The organism is Halorhodospira abdelmalekii (assembly GCF_016583625.1).
Taxonomy (GTDB): Bacteria; Pseudomonadota; Gammaproteobacteria; order Nitrococcales; family Halorhodospiraceae; genus Halorhodospira; species Halorhodospira abdelmalekii.
Window position 1 is genome coordinate 14,583 of record NZ_NRRN01000034.1, and the last position, 19,845, is coordinate 34,427.

At 64.4% G+C, this 19,845-nt stretch carries 20 protein-coding genes and 1 tRNA gene; 18 read left to right on the plus strand and 3 right to left on the minus strand.

Annotation, left to right across the window (positions count from 1 at the left end; genetic code table 11):
- From sdhA to CKO15_RS09195, 4 genes are read left to right on the plus strand one after another with little or no spacing between them, the layout of a single operon-like run.
- On the plus strand, positions 1–1,791 hold the full coding sequence (sdhA, locus tag CKO15_RS09180) for a succinate dehydrogenase flavoprotein subunit (protein ID WP_200195312.1): 1,791 nt from the start codon (positions 1–3) through the stop codon (positions 1,789–1,791).
- Positions 1,792–1,813: 22 nt separating this feature from the next.
- Positions 1,814–2,596: a succinate dehydrogenase iron-sulfur subunit gene (locus CKO15_RS09185; protein ID WP_200195314.1), complete on the plus strand. Its 783-nt coding sequence runs from the start codon at positions 1,814–1,816 to the stop codon at positions 2,594–2,596.
- A complete protein-coding gene (locus tag CKO15_RS09190; RefSeq protein ID WP_200195316.1) occupies positions 2,586–2,840 on the plus strand; it encodes a succinate dehydrogenase assembly factor 2 in 255 nt (84 codons plus the stop codon). Before CKO15_RS09185 ends, CKO15_RS09190 begins: the two co-directional genes overlap by 11 nt.
- The gene (locus CKO15_RS09195; protein ID WP_200195320.1) at positions 2,797–3,234 is read left to right on the plus strand and encodes a hypothetical protein; all 438 of its coding nucleotides are present in this window, start codon (positions 2,797–2,799) and stop codon (positions 3,232–3,234) included. Before CKO15_RS09190 ends, CKO15_RS09195 begins: the two co-directional genes overlap by 44 nt.
- A 142-nt stretch (positions 3,235–3,376) precedes the next feature.
- Here CKO15_RS09195 and nadB read toward each other — a convergent pair whose 3' ends face one another.
- Positions 3,377–5,017: an L-aspartate oxidase gene (gene nadB, locus CKO15_RS09200; RefSeq protein ID WP_200195322.1), complete on the minus strand. Its 1,641-nt coding sequence runs from the start codon at positions 5,015–5,017 to the stop codon at positions 3,377–3,379.
- Positions 5,018–5,192: 175 nt separating this feature from the next.
- Between nadB and rpoE the strand changes: the two genes are divergently transcribed.
- From rpoE to CKO15_RS09260, 12 genes are all read left to right on the plus strand, one after another.
- A complete protein-coding gene (gene rpoE / locus CKO15_RS09205) occupies positions 5,193–5,792 on the plus strand; it encodes an RNA polymerase sigma factor RpoE (protein WP_338036035.1) in 600 nt (199 codons plus the stop codon).
- 145 nt (positions 5,793–5,937) lie between these two features.
- The gene (locus tag CKO15_RS09210) at positions 5,938–6,774 is read left to right on the plus strand and encodes a sigma-E factor negative regulatory protein (RefSeq protein ID WP_200195324.1); all 837 of its coding nucleotides are present in this window, start codon (positions 5,938–5,940) and stop codon (positions 6,772–6,774) included.
- 136 nt (positions 6,775–6,910) lie between these two features.
- Positions 6,911–8,266, plus strand: a complete 1,356-nt coding sequence (locus CKO15_RS09215) for a Do family serine endopeptidase (protein WP_242464686.1) — start codon at positions 6,911–6,913, stop codon at positions 8,264–8,266.
- Positions 8,267–8,405: 139 nt separating this feature from the next.
- Positions 8,406–10,334 (plus strand): diguanylate cyclase domain-containing protein, encoded by a 1,929-nt coding sequence (locus CKO15_RS09220; RefSeq protein ID WP_200195339.1) that lies wholly within the window; start codon positions 8,406–8,408, stop codon positions 10,332–10,334.
- Positions 10,331–10,933: a bifunctional adenosylcobinamide kinase/adenosylcobinamide-phosphate guanylyltransferase gene (gene cobU, locus CKO15_RS09225; RefSeq protein WP_200195347.1), complete on the plus strand. Its 603-nt coding sequence runs from the start codon at positions 10,331–10,333 to the stop codon at positions 10,931–10,933. Before CKO15_RS09220 ends, cobU begins: the two co-directional genes overlap by 4 nt.
- A 133-nt stretch (positions 10,934–11,066) precedes the next feature.
- Positions 11,067–11,142, plus strand: a tRNA-Thr gene (locus tag CKO15_RS09230).
- A gap of 90 nt (positions 11,143–11,232) precedes the next feature.
- Positions 11,233–12,372 carry a glycosyltransferase gene (locus tag CKO15_RS09235; RefSeq protein WP_200195354.1) on the plus strand — a complete coding sequence of 380 codons (1,140 nt, stop codon included), beginning with the start codon at positions 11,233–11,235 and terminating at the stop codon, positions 12,370–12,372.
- Positions 12,373–12,446: 74 nt separating this feature from the next.
- Positions 12,447–12,983 carry a type IV pilus modification PilV family protein gene (locus tag CKO15_RS09240; RefSeq protein WP_200195358.1) on the plus strand — a complete coding sequence of 179 codons (537 nt, stop codon included), beginning with the start codon at positions 12,447–12,449 and terminating at the stop codon, positions 12,981–12,983.
- Positions 12,980–13,972, plus strand: coding sequence for a prepilin-type N-terminal cleavage/methylation domain-containing protein (locus tag CKO15_RS09245; RefSeq protein WP_200195360.1), 993 nt, complete (start codon positions 12,980–12,982; stop codon positions 13,970–13,972). Before CKO15_RS09240 ends, CKO15_RS09245 begins: the two co-directional genes overlap by 4 nt.
- 200 nt (positions 13,973–14,172) lie before the next feature.
- Complete coding sequence (locus tag CKO15_RS09250) at positions 14,173–14,520, plus strand: hypothetical protein (RefSeq protein WP_200195362.1); 348 nt, start codon at positions 14,173–14,175, stop codon at positions 14,518–14,520.
- A gap of 3 nt (positions 14,521–14,523) precedes the next feature.
- A complete protein-coding gene (locus CKO15_RS09255) occupies positions 14,524–14,949 on the plus strand; it encodes a type IV pilin protein (RefSeq protein WP_200195364.1) in 426 nt (141 codons plus the stop codon).
- Positions 14,950–14,990: 41 nt separating this feature from the next.
- The gene (locus tag CKO15_RS09260) at positions 14,991–15,551 is read left to right on the plus strand and encodes a GspH/FimT family pseudopilin (protein ID WP_200195366.1); all 561 of its coding nucleotides are present in this window, start codon (positions 14,991–14,993) and stop codon (positions 15,549–15,551) included.
- A gap of 13 nt (positions 15,552–15,564) precedes the next feature.
- Here the strand turns inward: CKO15_RS09260 and CKO15_RS09265 are convergent, their stop codons facing one another.
- Positions 15,565–16,833 (minus strand): D-amino acid dehydrogenase, encoded by a 1,269-nt coding sequence (locus CKO15_RS09265; protein ID WP_200195368.1) that lies wholly within the window; start codon positions 16,831–16,833, stop codon positions 15,565–15,567.
- Between the two features lie 7 nt (positions 16,834–16,840).
- Positions 16,841–17,626, minus strand: a complete 786-nt coding sequence (gene queC / locus CKO15_RS09270; RefSeq protein ID WP_200195375.1) for a 7-cyano-7-deazaguanine synthase QueC — start codon at positions 17,624–17,626, stop codon at positions 16,841–16,843.
- A gap of 86 nt (positions 17,627–17,712) precedes the next feature.
- On the opposite strand from queC, the gene aroC reads away from it, so the two are divergent.
- The gene (gene aroC, locus CKO15_RS09275) at positions 17,713–18,816 is read left to right on the plus strand and encodes a chorismate synthase (RefSeq protein ID WP_200195378.1); all 1,104 of its coding nucleotides are present in this window, start codon (positions 17,713–17,715) and stop codon (positions 18,814–18,816) included.
- A gap of 39 nt (positions 18,817–18,855) precedes the next feature.
- Positions 18,856–19,845 (plus strand): MFS transporter (locus CKO15_RS09280; protein WP_200195380.1); only part of this gene is annotated, 990 nt, incomplete at its 3' end.

Here is a 19,845-nt window from a genome sequence, read left to right on the forward strand (position 1 = left end):
ATGACTCATGCGATCCAGACGGTCGAGCACACCTACGACGTCGTCGTCGTCGGTGCCGGTGGTGCCGGCCTGCGAGCCACTTTCGGGATGGCGGAGCAGGGCCTGAATACGGCCTGTGTCACCAAGGTCTTTCCGACCCGCAGCCACACTGTCGCCGCTCAGGGTGGCGTTTCGGCAGCGCTCGGTAACATGGGCGAGGACGACTGGCGCTGGCACATGTACGATACCGTCAAGGGCTCCGATTGGCTCGGCGACCAAGATGCGATCGAGTATATGTGCCGCGAGGCGGTGCCGGCGATCCTCGAGCTTGAGCACTACGGGGTGCCCTTTTCACGCACCGAGGATGGCAAGATCTATCAGCGCCCCTTCGGCGGCATGACGACGCGCTTTGGCCAGGGCACCGCGCAGCGGACCTGTGCCGCCGCCGATCGGACCGGCCACGCCATCCTCCATACCCTCTATCAGCAAGCGCTCAAACATCGTGCCGAGTTCTATATCGAGCACTTTGCCACCGACCTGTTGATGGACGATGGGGTCTGTCGCGGGGTGGTCACCCTCGATATGAACACCGGTATCGTCCATATCTTTCGGGCCCACCAGGTGATCTTGGCCACCGGCGGCTACGGTCGGGCCTACTTCTCTTGTACTTCGGCGCACACCTGTACTGGTGATGGCAACGGCATGGTGCTGCGTGCCGGCCTGCCGCTGCAGGATATGGAGTTCGTGCAGTTCCACCCGACCGGGATCTACGGCGCCGGCTGCCTGATCAGTGAAGGGGTGCGCGGCGAGGGCGGTTACCTGACCAACGCCAAGGGCGAGCGTTTCATGCCGAACTACGCCCCGAGTGCTCAGGATCTCGCCTCGCGTGACGTCGTTTCACGGGCGATGACTGTAGAGATCCGCGAGGGGCGCGGGGTCGGCCCGAAGGCCGATCACATCTATCTGCACGTTGAGCATCTTGACCCTGCCGTGATCCACGAGCGTTTGCCGGGGATCTCCGATCTAGCGCGCATCTTCGCCGGCGTCGATGTCAGTCAAGAGCCGATCCCCGTAGTGCCGACGGTGCACTACAACATGGGCGGTATTCCGACGAACTACCGCGGCGAGGTTGTGCAGCGCCGCGGTGATGACCCCGATGCCGTAGTACCCGGGCTGATGGCCGTCGGCGAGGCGGCGTGCGTCTCGGTCCACGGGGCCAACCGCCTCGGTTCAAACTCGCTGCTCGATCTGGTCGTCTTTGGCCGGGCCGCCGCCCATCGGGCCGCCGAGGTCATCGGCGGGCGCGGCAAGCCGCACTCGCCGCTACCCGAAGGGTGCCCCGATCCGGCGCTGCAGCGCCTTGAACGGCTTCTTCACGCTAAAGGCGGCAAACCGACCGCGGCGGTGCGCGACGAGATGCAGCACACCATGCAGAACTACGCCGCCGTCTTCCGCACCGGCGAAACGCTCGATGAGGGCTGTAAGCGCATGGACGGCGTCTATAAGTCGTTCGAGGATATCGCCATCACCGATCGCTCGCTGATCTGGAACAGCGACTTGATCGAGACCCTGGAGCTCGAAAACCTCCTCGGCTGCGCGGTGACGACGATCCACTCGGCGCGCAATCGCTGTGAGAGCCGCGGTGCCCACGCCCGTGAGGACTACCCCGAGCGGGACGATCAAAAGTGGCTCAAGCACACCTTAGCGAGCATGGCGCCAAACGGCCAGGTCACCCTCGATGAGCGCCCGGTGCACCTGAACACCTTGACCGACGAAGTCGATTCAGTCCCGCTGCAGGCGCGGGTCTACTAAAGATCAGCGAAGGAAGAGAGCGATGGCACAGTTCACGCTTCCGGCCAACTCCCGGATTCGCAAGGGGAAGGTCTACGATGCCGCCGAGGGCGGGGGCGAGACGCGGCGGGTTCGCATCTACCGCTACGACCCGGACAGCGGCGAAAACCCGCGCATGGACACCTTTATCCTCGATGCCCACCGCAGTGGCACGATGGTTCTCGATGTCCTGCTCAAGATCAAGGACGAGATCGATCCGACCTTGACCTTTCGTCGCTCCTGCCGCGAGGGCATCTGCGGCTCCTGTGCGATGAATATCGACGGCGTCAATACGTTGGCCTGCACCAAGGAGTTGGCCGACATCTCGGGCGATATCAAGGTCTACCCGCTGCCGCACATGAAGGTGGTCAAGGATCTTGTGCCCGATATGAGCCACTTCTATGCGCAGTACGCCGGGCTGGAGCCGTGGCTGAAGACGCAGACCCCGACACCGCCCGATCACGAGCGGCTGCAGTCGCGCAAGGAGCGTGAGGCGCTCGATGGCCTCTACGAGTGCATCCTCTGCGCCTGCTGCTCGACCTCGTGTCCGAGCTACTGGTGGAACAGCCACCGCTACCTGGGGCCGGCCGCACTGCTGCAGCTTTATCGCTGGATCGCCGACAGCCGCGATGAGGCGACCGAGGAGCGTCTCGATCTGGTCAACGACGCCTATCGGCTCTTTCGCTGCCACACCATCATGAACTGTACGGCGACCTGTCCGAAGGGGCTCAACCCTGGGTTGGCAATCGCTAAGGTCAAACGGTTGCTGGCCGAGCGTGAGGTCTGACGAGCGCTCGTTGCGCTGGCGCTGTCGGCGCGGGACGAAGGAGCTCGATCTGTTACTGGAGCGTTTTCTGACCGCGCACTACGCGCAGCTCGCTGCGGCCGAGCAGGCCGCCTTCGAGCGCTTGCTGGCGCAAGAGGATCACGCCCTGCAGGCGTGGCTGATCTACGGCGAGTCGCCGCCGGACGCGGAGTTGACACGGATTGTCGAACGGATTCGCAGCAGTCACCTTCTCTCCCCGCGCTGACGGCGGCGTGGCCCTGGCGGCCGTGGCGGTGGCCGCTGCGGCGCTGATCGTGGCGTGGTTTGGCCTCGCCCTGGAGGGTGCGGCGTGGTTCGCCTACGCCGCATCGGTTGTCGCAGCGCTCGTGCCGGTGGCCTACAACCGGTGGGCGCTGCGACAGCTCGAGCTACTGCGCTTGCGCGGCGACGGTCATCTTGAGCTGCGTCTTCGCGGCGCTCTGAATTGGTCGTCGGTCTCTTGTAGCAGCCCCTTTGTTCATCCCTATCTGGTGGTTGTGGTGGTGCGCCCGCCACGGCAGCGCCGTTGGCCGCCGCTTGCGCTGGCCGTCGTCTTGCCACGGTACGCCTATAGCGATGCGCTGCATCGTGCCGTGCGGGTGCGGCTGCGCCGCGGTTAGCAGCCATGAGCTCGCGGCTTACAGCTAGCGGATTCTCCGCCGCTCCGAATCGCTCTGCAGTCCCGGCTCCCTGAGTCGAGCGCCGCCGCACGCCTCGCTTAGCTAGGTCTGGGCAGTGGTTCTGCAGCGGTTCAACGGTTGTTCAACGGTTGGAACGGCGCAAATGAGCGAAGGGGCGTGGCCGCCCCGGGACTAGCAGGGTGGGGCTGCACTGCGCCTCATCGCGCTCCGGAAAGTCGAGCGTATAGTGCAGCCCACGGCTCTCACGGCGGCGAAAGGCACAGCGCACGGTCAGCTTGGCGACCAGGATCAGGTTGCGCAGCTCGATGAGATCGCCGCTGATGCGAAAGTGCGTGTAGTACTCCTGCACTTCGCGCATCAGCAGATCGATGCGTCGAGTCGCCCGCTCTAGGCGCCGATCGGTGCGGACGATCCCGACGTAGTTCCACATGGCGCGGCGCAGCTCGGACCAGTTGTGGCTGACAACGACTTGCTCATCGGAGTCGGTCACCCGGCTCTCGTCCCACTCCGGCAGCTGCGGTAGCGATTCATAGCGCGGTTCGCGCGCGGCAATATCGCCTGCTGCTGCGGCCCCGAAGACGAGGCATTCGAGCAGTGAGTTACTCGCTAAGCGATTGGCGCCGTGGAGTCCGGTACAGGCTGTCTCACCGACGGCGTAGAGGCCGGGCACGCTGGTGCGCCCGGCACCATCGGTGACAACGCCGCCACAGGTGTAGTGGGCCGCAGGGACGATCGGCAGCGGCTCGCGGGTCATATCGAGACCGAGCTCAAGGCAGCGTTTATGGATATTGGGAAAGCGCTCGCGGATCTCCTCGGCCGGCCGGTGGCTGATGTCGAGATAGAGACACTCGGCGCCGAGGCGCTTCATCTCGTGATCGATGGCGCGGGCGACGATATCGCGAGGGGCGAGTTCACCGCGCTGATCGAACCGCTCCATGAAACGCTCGCCGGTGGGCAGCAGCAGCCGTCCGCCCTCGCCGCGCACCGCCTCGCTGATCAAAAAGGAGCGTTCCTGGGGGTGGTAGAGGCAGGTTGGGTGGAACTGGTTGAACTCGAGGTTGGCCACCTGGCAGCCGGCGCGCCACGCCATCGCGATCCCATCGCCGGTCGCCGCATAAGGGCTGGTTGAGTAGAGGTAGACCTTGCTTGCGCCACCGCAGGCGAGCACCACCGCCGGTGCATAGATCAGCTCAACGGCACCGCTGGCTTGATTGAGGACGTAAGCGCCGTAGCAGCCATCACGGGCTTGCCCGAGCCGGGCGCCGGTAATCAGGTCGACGGCGTAGCGCCCCTCAAGAAGTTCGATATTCGGACGCTCCTGCACGCGCTCTGCAAGGGTGCGCGAGATCGCTAAGCCGGTGGCGTCCTCGGCGTGGACGACGCGCCGGTGGCTGTGCCCCCCTTCCCGATGCAGGTGCAGCCCGATGGTGCCCTCGCCGGGATGGCTGCGCGAGAATGGGACCTCTTGATCGAGCAGCCATTCGATTGCCTCGCGGGCCTGTGTGGCGACTAAGCGGGCGATTTTAGGGTCGCTGAGCCCGGCGCTGGCCTCTAGGGTGTCGCGCACATGGGCATCGATCGAATCGGCGGCATCGAGAGCCGCCGAGACCCCTCCTTGCGCGTAGGGGGTGGCGCCGTCGGTCATTGCGCCCTTGGAGAGCACGGCGATACGCAGCCGCGTCGGCAGTTGCAGGGCGACGGTCAGTCCGGCTAAGCCACTGCCGATGATCAAGACGTCGTAAGCGGTCTGTGGTGAGGTCATTTACTTGCGCCATTGTGCCTGCATCGGATACGCTGCCAAGCTTCGCACGCCGCGCTAGCCGCGGCAAATCACCCATCCTTATTTTATGCTGCAGTGGAACCGTGTCCGAACTCACGCCCCGTCATAGTGTCTATCTACCAGAGGTGCGGCGCCCCTTCCTTGGGGGAGGGCGGCGGTGGTGGTAGCGCCCCGCGGTGCGGAGGAGCCCTCAGACCACGAGCTGGTCAGGCGGGTGCAGGCTGGAGAGAAGCAGGCCTTCGATCTGTTGGTGCTGCGCTATCAGCAGCGGCTCGTCAAGTTGATCGCGCGCTATGTGCGCGATCCGCAAGAGGCTCAAGACGTCGCCCAGGAGGCCTTCATCAAGGCGTACCGGGCGCTGGCAAACTTCCGTGGCGAAAGCGGTTTTTACACCTGGCTCTATAGGATCGGGGTCAATACCGCAAAGAACCATTTGGTTGCGCAGGGACGGCGGCCACCGGATGCCGATATTGATGCCGCTGACGCTGAGCGTTTCGACATCGATACGATGCTGCGCGAACAGGCCACGCCGGAGGCCGAGGCGGTTCGTGATGAGATCGAGCAGGCGATCGTTGCGGCGATCGAGGCGTTGCCAGCCGAGCTGCGGACGGCGGTGACCCTGCGTGAGCTCGAAGGCTTGAGTTATCAGGAGATTGCCGAGGTCATGGAGTGTCCGGTAGGCACCGTGCGGTCACGGATCTTTCGCGCTCGTGAGGCGATCGATCAGCGGTTGCAAGCGTTGGTTGATGGGCGCTGAGCGTGCGCCGATCATGATCGGATGACGACCGAATAGCGGTCGGGTAGCGAGCAGTCGGACAGCGGTCGGTGGGTCAGGATGCGGGCGCGCGTACGGCACGACGCCGGTGGTGTGACGGGTGCGCATGAAGGCATGGGGGTTGGGTATGTCCAGCATAGTAGATTCACAAGGGCAGAGCGGTGAGCAGGACTCGCTCGGTGAGCAGCTCTCCGCTTGGGTCGATGGCGAACTTAGCCGAGAAGAGGCGGCCTTTTTGCTGCGGCGCTTGGATCGCGACCCTCAGTTGCGGGCACGTCTGGCCCGCTATTACTTGATGCGCGACGCGCTGCAGCGTCGCTTGCCGCCGCAGCCGCGTACCGATTTGGCAGAGCGCGTACGGCAGACGATTGCCGACGAGCCGCCGCTGCCGCGTCCGGCGGCAGGTGTTGCTGGCGCTGGAGGGTGGCGCCGGGCCGCACTCGGCAGCGCGTTGGCCGCAAGTGTCGCGGTAGTCACTGCTGTTTGGTGGCAGGGTGGTTGGCAGGAAAGCGGAGAGGGGGCGCCCCTCCCGGGCGAGGATGCGCACGTCACCGCGAGTGAGCGCGAGCATTCGCAGCCCGACGGCGGCAGCGAAGGGCTGGCGGCAAGGGAGGTGGCTGCCGACGCTCCGGGGCAGCAACGGACGGAGCCGGCGCGGACCGCCGACACCCCGGTGCCGGGCCATTGGCGTGTCGAGGGTGGGTCGATGGCGGTCGGTGGCGGTTTCGGGTTCGGCGGCGAGGCGTGGTCATTTGCGCCAGCGCACGGCGAGTGGCCGTTTGCCCAAAGTGGTGGAGGGGGCGGTCAAGAGTTGGAACTCCGCGAGCAGAGGTGGCGGATGCCGGCGGCAGGTTGGTCGGAGTGGACGATTGATCCTTCCCGTTTTGATAGGGCGCAGCCAGCGCCGCTTGAGGAGTCGCTGCAGCCGGTGCATAGGAGCGAACTGGGCGAGCCGCTGCCATAAATAGGTCAAAGCGCGGCACCTGCCGCACTCCGTGGGCGTGATAGACTCTACGTCGACTGGTGTGGTTGCAGGGTGGCAGGTAATGGTCGGCGTGAAGCGAGCCTGGTGGCGTAAGCGGTGCCGTGAGTGCGGTGGGTTGACAACGAAAGCACTGCTCTGCGTCAGCTTTTGGCTCTTCCTGCCCGCAACGCTGATTGCCGAGACTGCGGTCACAGTCAAACTCCCGAATTTCGTCGATCTGGTGCGCGAGCACAGCGCGGCTGTGGTCAACATCAGCACCCATCGGGAGTTGGCCGGGTTTGGTCTTGGTTTTCCGGGGGGCTTCGCGGAAGAGGGGCAGTCGCTTGGCTCCGGCTTTATCATCGCCGGCGACGGCCTGGTTTTGACGAATGATCACGTAACGGCCCAGGCCGATGGGATCATTGTGCGCTTAGCCGATGGTCGTGAGCTTGAGGCCGAAGTCGTCGGCACCGATGAGCATACCGATCTAGCCCTTCTAAAGGTCGAGGCAGAGGGGCTGCCGACCGTATCGATCGGTAGCGCGGAGGCGCTGCAAGTGGGCGAATGGGTCTTGGCGATCGGCTCCCCCTTCGGTTTCGAGCACTCGGTGACGGCCGGAATCGTCTCGGCGAAGGGGCGGGCGTTGCCGCACGGTAACTACGTCCCCTATATCCAGACCGATGTCGCGATCAATCCGGGCAACTCCGGCGGGCCGCTGTTCAATCTCGACGGCGAGGTCGTGGGGATCAATGCCCAGATCTATAGCCGCACCGGCGGTTTCATGGGGCTGTCCTTTGCGATCCCGATTGAGCTGGCCATGGATGTCGCCGAGCAACTGCAGCGCACCGGTCGGGTCGAGCGCGGTTGGCTCGGGGTGGTGATCCAAGATGTGGCCCGTGATTTGGCCGCGGGATTGGGACTGGAGCGACCACGCGGGGCCTTGGTGGTTGATCTTCTTGAAGAGGGACCGGCCGCCGCTGCGGGTGTGCGCAGCGGTGATGTTATCCTCGAATTTGCTGGACAGCGTATTGATGCCTCGGCAACGCTGCCACCGCTCGTCGGTCGCGCCGAGATCGGCTCCACTGTTGAGTTAAAAGTACTGCGCGATGCCGAAGTGAAATCCCTCGAAATCGAGATTGCGACTCTGCCGCCCGATGAGCGGCCGCTCGCTGTGGCGCTCGGTGCGGCCCCTAGCGGGCCGCAACACAGTAGCGTCTTCGGGGTGCGCGTTGTGCCGCTCGATCAGGGGTTGCGCCGTCAGTTCGGTCTGGATGACGAAGAGGGCGGAGTGGTGGTCACTGAGGTCACGGGAGAGGCGATGCGTGCTGCCGGTGTGCAGGTCGGGGATGTGTTGCTGAGTTTGGCGCAAGAGCCGCTTGATTCGGTCGAGTCGCTCGATGAGATCGCAGCGCAGCTGAGCAGCGGCAGCACCGTCCCGCTGCGCGTCGTTCGACAGGGTAAGATGAGCTTTTTAGCAGTACAAGTGCCCTGAAACCGTTTCAGCTCGACCCCTCCTGGGGGGAGTCTCGAAAAACGCCAGCCGTAGCCACTATTGTCAATGGGTTATCGGGTTTCAGGTTGGGTTTCTCGAGGCATCTTTAGGGGGGGCAGAGCGGTCCTAAGGGAGTGCTATGGATCTCCCAACGCTCTTTCTGATCATCGCCCTGATTAATCTGCTGTTGGCTGTTGCCATGGTTGCGATGGTCGGTCGTTCGGGGCAGCGTGCGATGTCGCTCTGGGCCTTGGCAGCGCTGTTCAACGCCGGCGGCTACCTCTGTTTTATGTGGCACGCCCACAGCGGTTACCCCGTTCTGCTGCTGCTCGGCAATATCTTCCTCATCTCCTGGCTTACGCTTCTTGGCGAGGGACTGCGGCGTTTCTATAGACGGCCCTTTCCCCGTTGGCTGCTCTGGGTCCCGCTGCCTGTCGTTGTCCTTGGTTTGCTACCGTTGCTTGACGACTTTCAGGGGCGGGTCATTTTGGTGACTGCCGTGATGGCGTATCAGGCAGCTTTGCTGCTCTATATCGTTGCGCGCAACCGCGGCTACACCCCGGGGCGGGGACAGGTTATCGTCGTAGTCAGCTTGTTGGCCCTGTTGATCGTGCTCGGTGCTCGTTTGCTCTTTGCCGCTAGCGGCGGCTTTTCCGGCGTGGATAGCCTGCTGCAGCGTAATATTGTGCAGGTTCTGACCTTCCACGGTGGGTTGTTGGTCATGATCTTGCTGGCGTTGGGTCTGATCGTGATGGTGCAGGAGCGGACGGTGCAGAGCCTCGCCGCCAGTGAGCGCCGCTTTCGGGCGCTGTTCGAAGAGTCGCTGCAGCCGTTGACGCTGATGGATGCGCGAGGCGTCTTCACTGTGGTCAACGATTCGGCGCTCAAGCTACTGAGGGTTCGCGATCAGGCTCAGCTCGTGGGTCGATCGTTTACTGCCTTTACGCCGCCCCGGCAGCCTGATGGTCGTTCATCGGCGACACACGCACGGGCGATGTTTGCGCAGGTCCTTGAACAAGGTGGCGGGGAGTGGGAGTGGTCGTGTCTGCGAGGCCCGGATGGGGAGCTCTTTGACGCGTTGCTCGTACTGACGGCGATCGACTATGAACAGCGGCAACTCCTGCATGTAGCTTGGAGTGATATCACTCTGCGCAAGGCCGCCGAGCGAGAGCTGCGAGTCAACGAGGAGAAGTTTAGAACCCTCGTCGAGGACGCCAACGATATCATCTACACCCTGAATATGGGCGGCGTCTTCGAATATGTGACGCCCAATATCAGGGAGATCTTGGCGCACGAGCCGGAGGATTTGGTCGGGCGTCACTTCTCGAGCATCGTCCACCCGAATGATCTGCCCGCCTGTCAGTCCTTTCTGCAGCGTCTGGTCGAGACCGGTGACAAGCAGAGCGGACTGGAGTACCGGGTGCGCCACCAGCGTGAGGGTTGGCATTGGCACGTTTCGAACGCCTCACCGCTGCGCGATAAGGAGGGATCGATCATCGGTATGCTGGGGATTGCCCATGACGTCACCGAGCGTAAACGCAACGAGGATGAGATTACGCGGATGGCCCATTACGACGGGCTGACCGAGTTGCCGAATCGAGCACTGCTCTTTAGCCGGTTGCGTCAGGCATTGGCGGAGGCGCAGCAGCAAGGCAAACAGTTGGCGCTGCTCTTCGTTGATTTGGATCGGTTTAAGCCGATCAACGATATCCACGGCCACGCTGTCGGTGATCAGGTGTTGCGTGAGGCGGCGCAGCGCTTGCTGCGAACCGTGCGCGCGAGCGATACGGTGTCGCGGATCGGTGGCGATGAATTCATCATACTGCTGCCGGGGCTTCAGCGTGGGGAGCACGCGATAAAAGTCGCTGAAAATATTCGGGGCGCCCTGCAAAAGTCTTTCTTTATCAACGGGTTGAGGCTGCAGGTCGCCTCTAGCATTGGGGTTGCCTGCTACCCGGAGCACGGCCAAAGTGGTGAGGAGTTGGCGCACTGCGCTGATCTGGCCATGTATCACGCCAAGGAGAGTGGATCGGATCAAATCCGCGTCTATACGCCATGCACGTCATGAGAGAGTTCATCCTAGGTGGGGCGCGCTCCGGCAAGAGCCGTCTAGCCGAGCGCTTGGCGCTGGCTAGCGGGCTACCGGTAACCTACGTAGCGACCGCGCAAGCGACCGATGATGCCGAGATGCAGACGCGGATCGAGCACCACCGGCGGCGGCGGCCCAAAGAGTGGGGGTTGGTCGAGGTTGGCGCCGACCTGGCCAAGGTGCTCACCCACCACGCGCGTCCCGATCACTGCCTGCTGGTCGATTGCCTGACCCTGTGGCTTAGCCAACTTCTCTGGGAGGAGGAAGGGGATCGAGAAGGGGGAGAGAAGGTCTCCTCCGCAGAGGAGGAAGGGCGGAGGGAGCCGGCTCTTTCCCCGGCCCGCGTCCGCCAGGAGGCCTTTCTTGAGGTGCTGCCGACGCTGCCCGGATACTTGATCGTGGTGAGCAACGAGACCGGTATGGGCATCGTACCTCTCGGCGCCTTAACCCGACGCTTTTGCGACGAGGCCGGTCGCTTGCACCAGGCCGTTGCAGCTCACTCCGACCGAGTGGTCTTGACTGTGGCGGGTTTGCCAACGGTGCTCAAAGGTCCGCCGCTGCCGTTGGCAGAGCGCTAGGTGTCAATCTTCAACTGTATTGCTCTAGGTGAGGGGGGGTTGGCGCCAGTGCGGCGGTGCGCTAGAATGCGCCCCGTGTTGCGCTCATGCGGTCGCAACGGCTGCGCGGTGGATTTCCCGGCTGTGCGGTGCTGCCGGTGTAGCTCAGTTGGTAGAGCAGCCGATTCGTAATCGGCAGGTCGGAGGTTCAAGTCCTCTCGCCGGCACCAAACAAAGAAAACGTAAGCTTATGAAGCGCTTCCTTCCGGTGAGAGGCGGCATGGTATCGGCAGGCGCGGGTGTTGCGGGCAGGTGGCGCTGTGAAGTCTGAAGCGGCAGGTCAGGGGGATGCCGCCGCGATTCGAGTGCTCTATCTCTTCGATACCACGGATCGGGCGGAGAGCGAGAGCGTCATTGAGATGGCTCGGCGGGGCGTTGTGCCGACCATCGTCTGCCAGCCCGATGCGCCGATGCGCGAACGCTTTGTCGAGGCCGGACTGGACGTCGTCCCGGTGGCGATGCGTACGAAGGCCGATCCGCGAGCGATCGCGGCGCTGCGACGGCTGCGTCGGGAGCGCACCTTCGACCTGGTGCACGCCTACTACAAGGTCGCTCTGACCAACTATCAGCTCGCTGGCCTGTCGCCATCGCTGCCGCGGCTTCCGGTTGTTGCTTACCGCGGCATCATCGGCAATCTCAGCTACTTCGACCCCTTCTCCTGGCTCTCCTTTCTCGATCCGCGCATTGAGCGGATTGTTTGCGTCTGCGAGGCGATCCGCCAATACTTCCTGCATAAGAGTCTGGTGCCAGGGGTTCGGCTCTTTCGCCCGGAACGGGTCGCCACCATTCACAAGGGCCACCGCTGCGAGTGGTACCGGCAGGCACAGCCCCAACTCCCCACCGATTTACAGATCCCACCCGGTGCACCGGTTATCGGCTGCGTCGCCCGCCTGAAAAAACGCAAAGGTATCGTTGAGCTGATCCGCGCCTTTGAGCAGTTGCCGGCCGCGCTGAACGCCTACCTGGTGTTGGTCGGCCGGGTCGAGTACGCCGCGATTACGCAGGCTGCGGCGGCGAGTCCGGCGGCCGATCGGATCCGCCTGACCGGTTTTCGCCGCGACGCCCCACAGATTGCCGGCGCCTTTACCATCAAGACGCTGCCGTCGCTGCGCCGCGAGGGGTTGCCGCGGGCGGTGATTGAGGCCATGGCGCAGGGGATTCCGGCCGTGGTCTCTGATTCGGGCGGCAATCCTGAGCTGGTCGAGGAGGGGGTCAGTGGGCGCGTGACTCCGGCCGGGGATATCGAGGCGCTGCGCGCTGCCCTGGAGCAGCTGCTCGCCGACCCGCGGCTGCGCCGGCGCATGGGCGTGGCTGCCGAGCGGCGCATTCGCGACCATTTCACCGTAGAGCGGACCGCTGAGGAGACGCTGGCCCTCTATCGGGCAGTGCTGCAGCGCTGATCTCTTTTCCGCTCTCTCTTCCGTCTCACTCAAGGGTGTGCTAGATTCAAGTCGTCGTGCATGGAGTGCACGACGTGTTGGATAGTGAGGAAAGGATGCCGAACCCCCATCAGTGCGGTTACTCCCTGGTCGAGTCGCTCATCGCCGTAGCCCTGCTGGCCGGAGCAGCTAGCGGGCTGCTGCAATTGCTCGGCAACAGCATGGTCAGTGCCCACGAGGCAGCGCTGCACGGTCGTGCGGTGCTGGCCGCCGAAGAGTTCTTCGCCCGTGCCCGTCTTGCCGATGCGGCTGTCCACGCTGATGCCGGTCCTGGTGCCGGTGCTTTGGGTGCGCTGGGCGACGGCGCGTGGCAGAGCCCCAACTGTCCCGATTCTCCGCTGTCCGCGTCACCCCTGTCCGCGTCACCCCTGTTGTTAGCGCCCCCCGCATCCAGTTCGCCTTCTGCTGTCGCGGCCGCAGCGGTGCTTTTCGAGGCGTGGCTTGCAGAACTCGGCTGTGCGCTGCCGCAGGCCCAGGTCCGGGTGACGCACACGGCAACCGCTCTGAGTCTGGAGCTGCAGTGGCAGCGCGGTGCGCGCCCACGCCACCTGCAGTTGGAGCAGGCCCGATGAGCGGGGGGTTCGCGAGGCTCTGTCAGCAGCCGTGGCTTGAGCGGCCACAACAGCTACAACAGCCAAAACACTCCCGGCCTAAGCAGCACGGTCTCTCACTGGCGGAGCTCTTGGCCGCCCTGGCAATTAGCAGCGTTGCCATACTCGCAGCACTCGAACTCCACTCTAGCGCGCTACAGACCAGCGTGACTGTCGATCGGCTTGAGCAGCTCGCCGATAAAACGCGACTCCTGCAGAGGATTTTACACGCCGAGATCGCCTTGGCTGGAGCCGCACCGTGCGGGGGGCGAACGCCGGTGAGCGACTGGAGCGGCGGCACTATGCAGCGGGTCGATGCGACCCTGCCGGCCGGCGGCGGGCTGCGCATGGAGGGGGAGACGTTGCAGATCGCCCGCTTCTCCCCCGATCCGCTCGATGCCGATGGCCACTACGTCGCTTGGACGCACGATGAGCATGGGCTCTTTCTACACCTCGATGTGTTGCCCGGCAGCGCTGTTGCCCCCGTCCTTGGGGAGCGTCTGTTGATTGGCGATTGCCAGCGCCTGCATCGCGTCCGCGTTAGCGTAGGTGGAGGGGGTCGAATCGCCGTCGACGCTGGAGGCGAGTCGCAGCTTACGGCACTGGCAGCACAGCTGCCGGCGACCGGTTCGATCTGGCGCGAAGCGGTGCTGCGCGGCGACGCGGTGAGTGACGATCCGCGCCGGCGGCAGACGAGGCTTCGTCACGCCGCGATGATCGGGGTCGACGGTGTGCCGACGCTGCGCATCGATAACGATCCGACGCTGCGCGGAGTGACCGAGTTGGAGTGGTGGTTTGCCGCTTGCAGCGCACCGCTGCACTTTCGCCCGGCGAGTGTGGTCGAGCAGTGGGATGAGGTGTGTGCCGTGCAGGCACGCGCACGCCTGGAGGTCGGTGAAGTGGGAGTGGGTGGGGGCGCTTTGAGCGAGTCGTTGGTGGTCACCGTACCGTTACTGGGGCGCTTGCTATGAGCGCCTGGCGTTGGTCAGCTGATTGGTGCACGTCTGAGCGCGGTGGCAAGAGGCGCGGTATAAGCCGTGAGGGTGTGAGCTGTGATGTGAACGGTGTCGAAAGTCGTTCGGAAAGGCGTGCGGAAAGGCGTGCGGAAAGACGTGCTGAGAGGGGCTTCGCGCTGCTAGCGGTTTTGGCCATTTTGGGGGTGCTTGGGGCCTTGGCGTGGGCGATCACAGTGCCCGGGGTGCTACAGCAGCGGGCGGCCGGGGCCGCCGAGTGCGCGCTGCGAGCGCAGCTGGCCGCCGAGGCGGGTCTGGCCGCGGCCCACCGGCAGCTTTTGATACTCGGAGCGGCGACGCCGCCGGTGGTTGCGGAGTGCCCGCACGAGTCGACGTGCTACCTTATCGAGCAGAGCGGGGTGAGCCCTGAGCAGCGGCGATTGAGCGGTATCGGCAGCGCCTGTCGGGGGCAGCAAGTGGTGGTGGTTGAGGGTTGGGCGTGGGGGGCTGCTGGAGTGCAGCGGTTATGGCGGCAACAGCAAAGAACAACGCAGGCAGGAGAGTAAGTCATGTCAGGATCGAAACAAATGGGTGAAAGGGTGTGGGCGCGTGGTTTTACCTTGGTTGAAGTGCTGATCGTGGTCGGGATCATCGCCATCCTGACGGCGATCGCCTACCCCTTCTACGCGCAGCATCAAATCCGTGCTGAGCGCAGCGACGCTTCGACGGCGCTTCTGGATGCTTGGCATAAACTAGAGCGTTGTTTTGTCGAGGAACTCGACTATGAGCGTTGCTTGGAGCGGCTGCCAGAGCGTTCGCCACGAGGTCACTACGAGATCGATGCCGAGCTGGGCGCCGGGGAGTTTAGGCTCTATGCCGTGCCGGTCGCCGATGGCCGGCAAGAGCGGGACGATGAGTGTCAACGCTTTGCTCTCGATCACCGCGGCGAGCGGCATAGCGAACCGGCCGACCCGGCGACGTGCTGGCGGTGGTAGGTCGTAGTGAGGCACGGCGATCGCCGGTTGCAAGAGTATCTGTGCCTCCGCTCAGTTCGCACCGCAGCGGCGGCTTGACGCTCTTCGAGCTGCTAACCGTGGTGGCGTTGATTGCCGTGCTGACGACCTGGGCGCTACCGCAGTGGCAGGCAGCGAGCCTGGAGGTGCGGGCATGGCTGTGGCAGCGCGAGTTGGCTGGTGCCCTAGAGCGGGCGCGCCTGCATACGGCGACCCACGGTGTGGCGGTTACGCTCTGTGGTGGGGGGGCGACGACCGGGTGCGATCCTGATGGGTGGAGCAGCGGCTGGTTGCTCTTCGAGGATCGAGCTGGAGATCGAGCGTGCAGCGGAATCGCTGCCGACGGCGGCTGTAGCGATCACGGCGGGCGGGTGCTCGAGGTCGGCGCCGGAGTTGCCGCCCCGTTGGTGGTGACGGCGAATCATACCGTCCGTTCTGGGGTGCGGTACAGCCCGGAGCATTGGGGTGTGATGCCCGGATCGTTTGCACTCTGTGCCGAGGATCAGGAGTTGGCGCGGCTGATCCTCTCGCGCGCCGGGCGGGTGCGGCGGGCGGCTGGAGATCCAGTGGCAGGGTGCGGTTAGCCTCTCCGCCGCGCTATTTTAGATGATACGGGCGGGGGTCAAGCGTCGGTTCCAGCCCCTCAAGCTGATCGGCGACCAACTGCGCGACACTGGCAGCGAAGGTCCAACCGAGGTGGCCGACGCCGGTCGCCAAGTGGAGTCCGGAGATCGGCGTTGGCCCGATCAATGGTGAGCCGTAGTGAGTCATCGGCCGCAACCCCGACCACGTCTCTGGTGGGGTGTCGGCAAGGGCGGCCGCCAGCTTCGGAAAACGAGCCAACCCCTGATCGCGGACGGCGCGACAGCGCTCCGGATGGATGCGCTTATCGAAACCGGCGATCTCCGCTTTACCGGCGATGCGCAGGCGATCGCCGAGGCGCGTCAGCACGATCTTGCGGACATCGTCGATGATCGGTCGCTGCGGGACCCACTCTGCAGCCGACTCGACGTGATCAAGGGGGAGGGTGACCGAGTAGCCCTTGATCGGCTCAATCGGTAAGCGCAGGCCGAGGGGGTGCGCGAGCGCGGCGCTGTAGCTACCGGCTGCTAGGATCACGGCGTCGCCGTCGATCAGACCGTGTTCGGTAACCACCCCAGCGATCCGTTTAGCCGTCTTGCGCAGGCGAATCACCGGGGTCGCCGGACGCAACTCGGCGCCTTGGGCGACCGCCCGTTCCGTGATCGCTAGGGCAAAGCGTCGAGCATCGCCGCAGCCGTCGGCGGGAAACTCGATCGCTCCAGCGAGCGCGGGTCGCTCATGCTGCTGCAAGGCCGGCTCGCGCTCTAGGGTCTGAGCACGGTCTAGTACCCGATATTCGATATCGAGATCGGCGACCGCCGCCGCTGCCGCGATCCCTCGTTGCAGTGCCGCCTGGTCGTCGAAGAGTTTCAGGATGCCGTCGCGGCGTTGCTGACAGTCGATCCCGGTGTGCTCAAGGATATCGTAGAGGCGGCGGACGCCGTACTCGGCGAGCAGGGCGTTGGCACGGGCGTGGCGCCGATGACGGGCACGGGTGGAGTGGAGGAGAAAACGCAGTAGCCACCGTGGCGCAGTGATCAGACGTTCGGGGCGAATACGCAGCGGCGAGTCGCTGCGACCGAGCCAGCGTACAGCATCCCACAGCACGCCGGGGGCATTCCACGGTGCGGCGTGGCCGGCGTGGAGCTGCCCGCCGTTGGCGTAACTGGTCTCGCGAGCCGGTGCCTCGGCGCGCTCGACGAGGATGACGTGGTGGCCCCGCTCGGTCAGTTCCCAAGTTACAGTGGCGCCGATCACCCCGGCACCGACAACGACGATTCGCATGCGCTCTTTATCCCTGTTGTTTGCACTCTCTGATCGTGCTCGGATCTTCTCCCCGCTCTGCCTTCTGCCCACCGCCGCCGCTATGAAAACGCTGCCAACCCTCGGCGCGCAGCCGGCAGGCCGGACAGTCGTTGCAGCCATACCCCCAGGGGAGGCGATGCTGCCGCTCTCCCTGGTAGCAGGTGTGGGTATGCTCGATGATCACCTCAAGCAGCGGATTGCCGCCGAGCTGTTCGGCGAGCTGCCATGTGGCCGCCTTATCGATCCACATCAGCGGGGTATGCAGGACAAACCGCTGCGCCATGCCGAGGTTGAGAGCAACTTGCACGGCCTTGATTGTATCATCACGGCAGTCTGGGTAGCCGGAGTAATCGGTCTCGCAGACGCCGCTGATTAGATGGCGAATTCCGCGGCGCTCGGCTAGCGCGGCGCTCAACGTAAAGAAGAGCAGATTGCGGCCGGGGACGTAAGTGTTGGGCAGCCCTTGGGTGTCGTAGGCGATTGCTTGGGCGCTCGTTAGGGCCGTCTCGCTGAGTGTGCCGAGCACGCCGGCATCAAGCAGATGATCGGCGCCGAGCCGCGGCGACCAGAGCGGAAAGCGTTCGGCCAAGTGGTGGCGTACCGCCTCGCGCGCAGCGAGTTCGGCATGGTGGCGCTGGCCGTACTCGAAGCCAACGGTCTCGACCCGGGCGAAGCGGTCTAGCGCCCAGGCCAGGGTGGTCGTCGAGTCTTGGCCCCCCGAGAAGAGAACCAAGGCGGCAGTGTAGTCGGCAGGGTGGGCAGCGATCGTCATCGACTCAGTATGCCGCGCTCAAGGCGCCGAGCATAGAGTGTTTTTCTGTCTGCCAGCGTCTCCGAGCGTGTTACACTGCTCGTATCATGTCTGGAAATACCTTTGGCACCCTCTTTACGGTGACGACCTTCGGCGAGAGCCACGGTCCGGCTCTCGGTGCGGTCGTCGACGGCTGTCCGCCGGGATTGCCGCTGAGTGTCGAGGATCTGCAGCAGCAGCTCGATCGGCGCCGTCCTGGGCGTTCAAAGTACACGACGCAGCGTCGTGAACCCGACGCGGTGAAGATCCTCTCCGGGGTCTTTGAGGGGGTTACGACCGGCACACCGATCGGTTTGCTGATCGAGAATACCGATCAGCGCTCGCAAGATTACGGTGATATCGTCGAGCGCTTCCGTCCTGGGCACGCCGATTACACCTACCTGCACAAGTACGGCATCCGCGATTACCGCGGTGGCGGTCGGGCCTCGGCCCGTGAGACGGCGATGCGGGTGGCGGCCGGGGCGATCGCGGCGAAGTATCTCAAGACGCATTTAGGCATTGAGGTGCGCGGGCGCTTAGCACAGATGGGCGAGCTGCAGCTAGCGGCGGAGGATTGGACGGCGGTCGACGAGAACGACTTCTTCTGCGCCGATCCGGCGCGCGTCCCCGAGCTTGAGGCGCTGATCCACACCGTGCGCAAGGCCGGCGACTCGATTGGGGCGACGGTCGAGGTCGAGGTCCATGGAGTGCCGCCGGGGCTCGGTGAGCCGGTCTTCGATCGACTCGATGCCGATTTGGCCAAGGCGCTGATGTCGATCAACGCCGTCAAGGGGGTCGAGATCGGTGCCGGGATGGCGGCGGCTGGCCAGCGCGGCAGCGAGTTTCGCGATGAGCTGACCCCGGCAGGATTCGTCGGCAATCGTGCCGGCGGTATTCTCGGTGGGATCTCCAGCGGACAACCGATCGTGGCGCGGGCGGCGCTGAAACCGACCTCCAGCATGCTCATCCCCGGACGCTCGATCGACGTTCATGGCGAGCCGGTCTCAGTAGTTACGCGGGGCCGTCACGATCCGTGCGTAGGGATCCGGGCGGTGCCGATTGCCGAGGCGATGATCGCGCTCGTGGTCATGGATCACTGGCTGCGCCACCGCGCTCAGAATGCCGACGTCGAGAGCCCAGCGCCGCGGATCCCGCCAAGCGCCCAAGGGTGAGGGCAGGGGTGAGGGCACCCTAGCCTCCACACGAATTCGATGAGCCAGACAACCGAGACAACGGGGCCGCTGCCCTACTGGCGCTTGGCCGGGTTCTACTTCTTCTTCTTCGCCGCCCTCGGCTCGCTGATGCCCTACTGGGGACCCTACCTGCGAGATGCTGGGTTCTCCTCGGCGCAGATCGGCGAGCTCTTAGCGATCCTGCACGCCACTAAGATCGTCGCCCCGAACGTCTGGGGGGTGGTCGCCGATCGGCTCGATCGGCGTATGGTCGTGGTGCGTGTCGCTGCGCTGCTTGCTTGCCTCTGTTTCGCCGGGATCTTGATCGCCGAGACCTACGGCGCCATCGCGCTCGTCATGGTCTTGTTCGGCTTCTTCTGGAACGCATCACTGCCGCAGTACGAGGCCAATACCTTTAATCACCTTCATGGCTGCGAGCACCGCTACAGCCGCATCCGGGTGTGGGGGTCGGTGGGGTTTATCGTCGCCGTGATCGGTATCGGTGAGCTGCTCGAGCGGACCGGCTATGCGACGCTGCCCTATCTGGTACTGCTCATCTTCGGCGGGCTTTGGCTCTCAAGCCTGATCGCGCCGGAGGCGAGACGGGTGCAGCGGGAGCAGGGCGGCGATGGCTTTTGGGCGACCCTGAAGCAGCCGGCAGTGATCGGTTTCTTTCTCGCCTGTTGCCTGAATCAGGTCGGCCACGGCCCCTTTTACGGCTTCTTTAGCATCTACCTGCAAGATCACGGCTACAGCGGGGGGCTGATCGGCGTGCTGTGGGCGTGGGGGGTGGTGGCCGAGATCGCTGTCTTCTTATTGATGCACCGTCTGCTGCCGCGCTTCGGCGCGCGTTGGCTGCTGACCGCGGCGCTGGCACTCGGGGCGGTGCGCTGGCTGATGGTGGCGTTGTGGGTCGATTCGGCGTGGCTGATTGCTCTGAGTCAGACGCTGCATGCGGCGAGTTTCGGCGTCTATCACGCCGTAGCGATCGATATCGTCAACCGCTTCTTCGTCGGGCGGGCGCAGGGG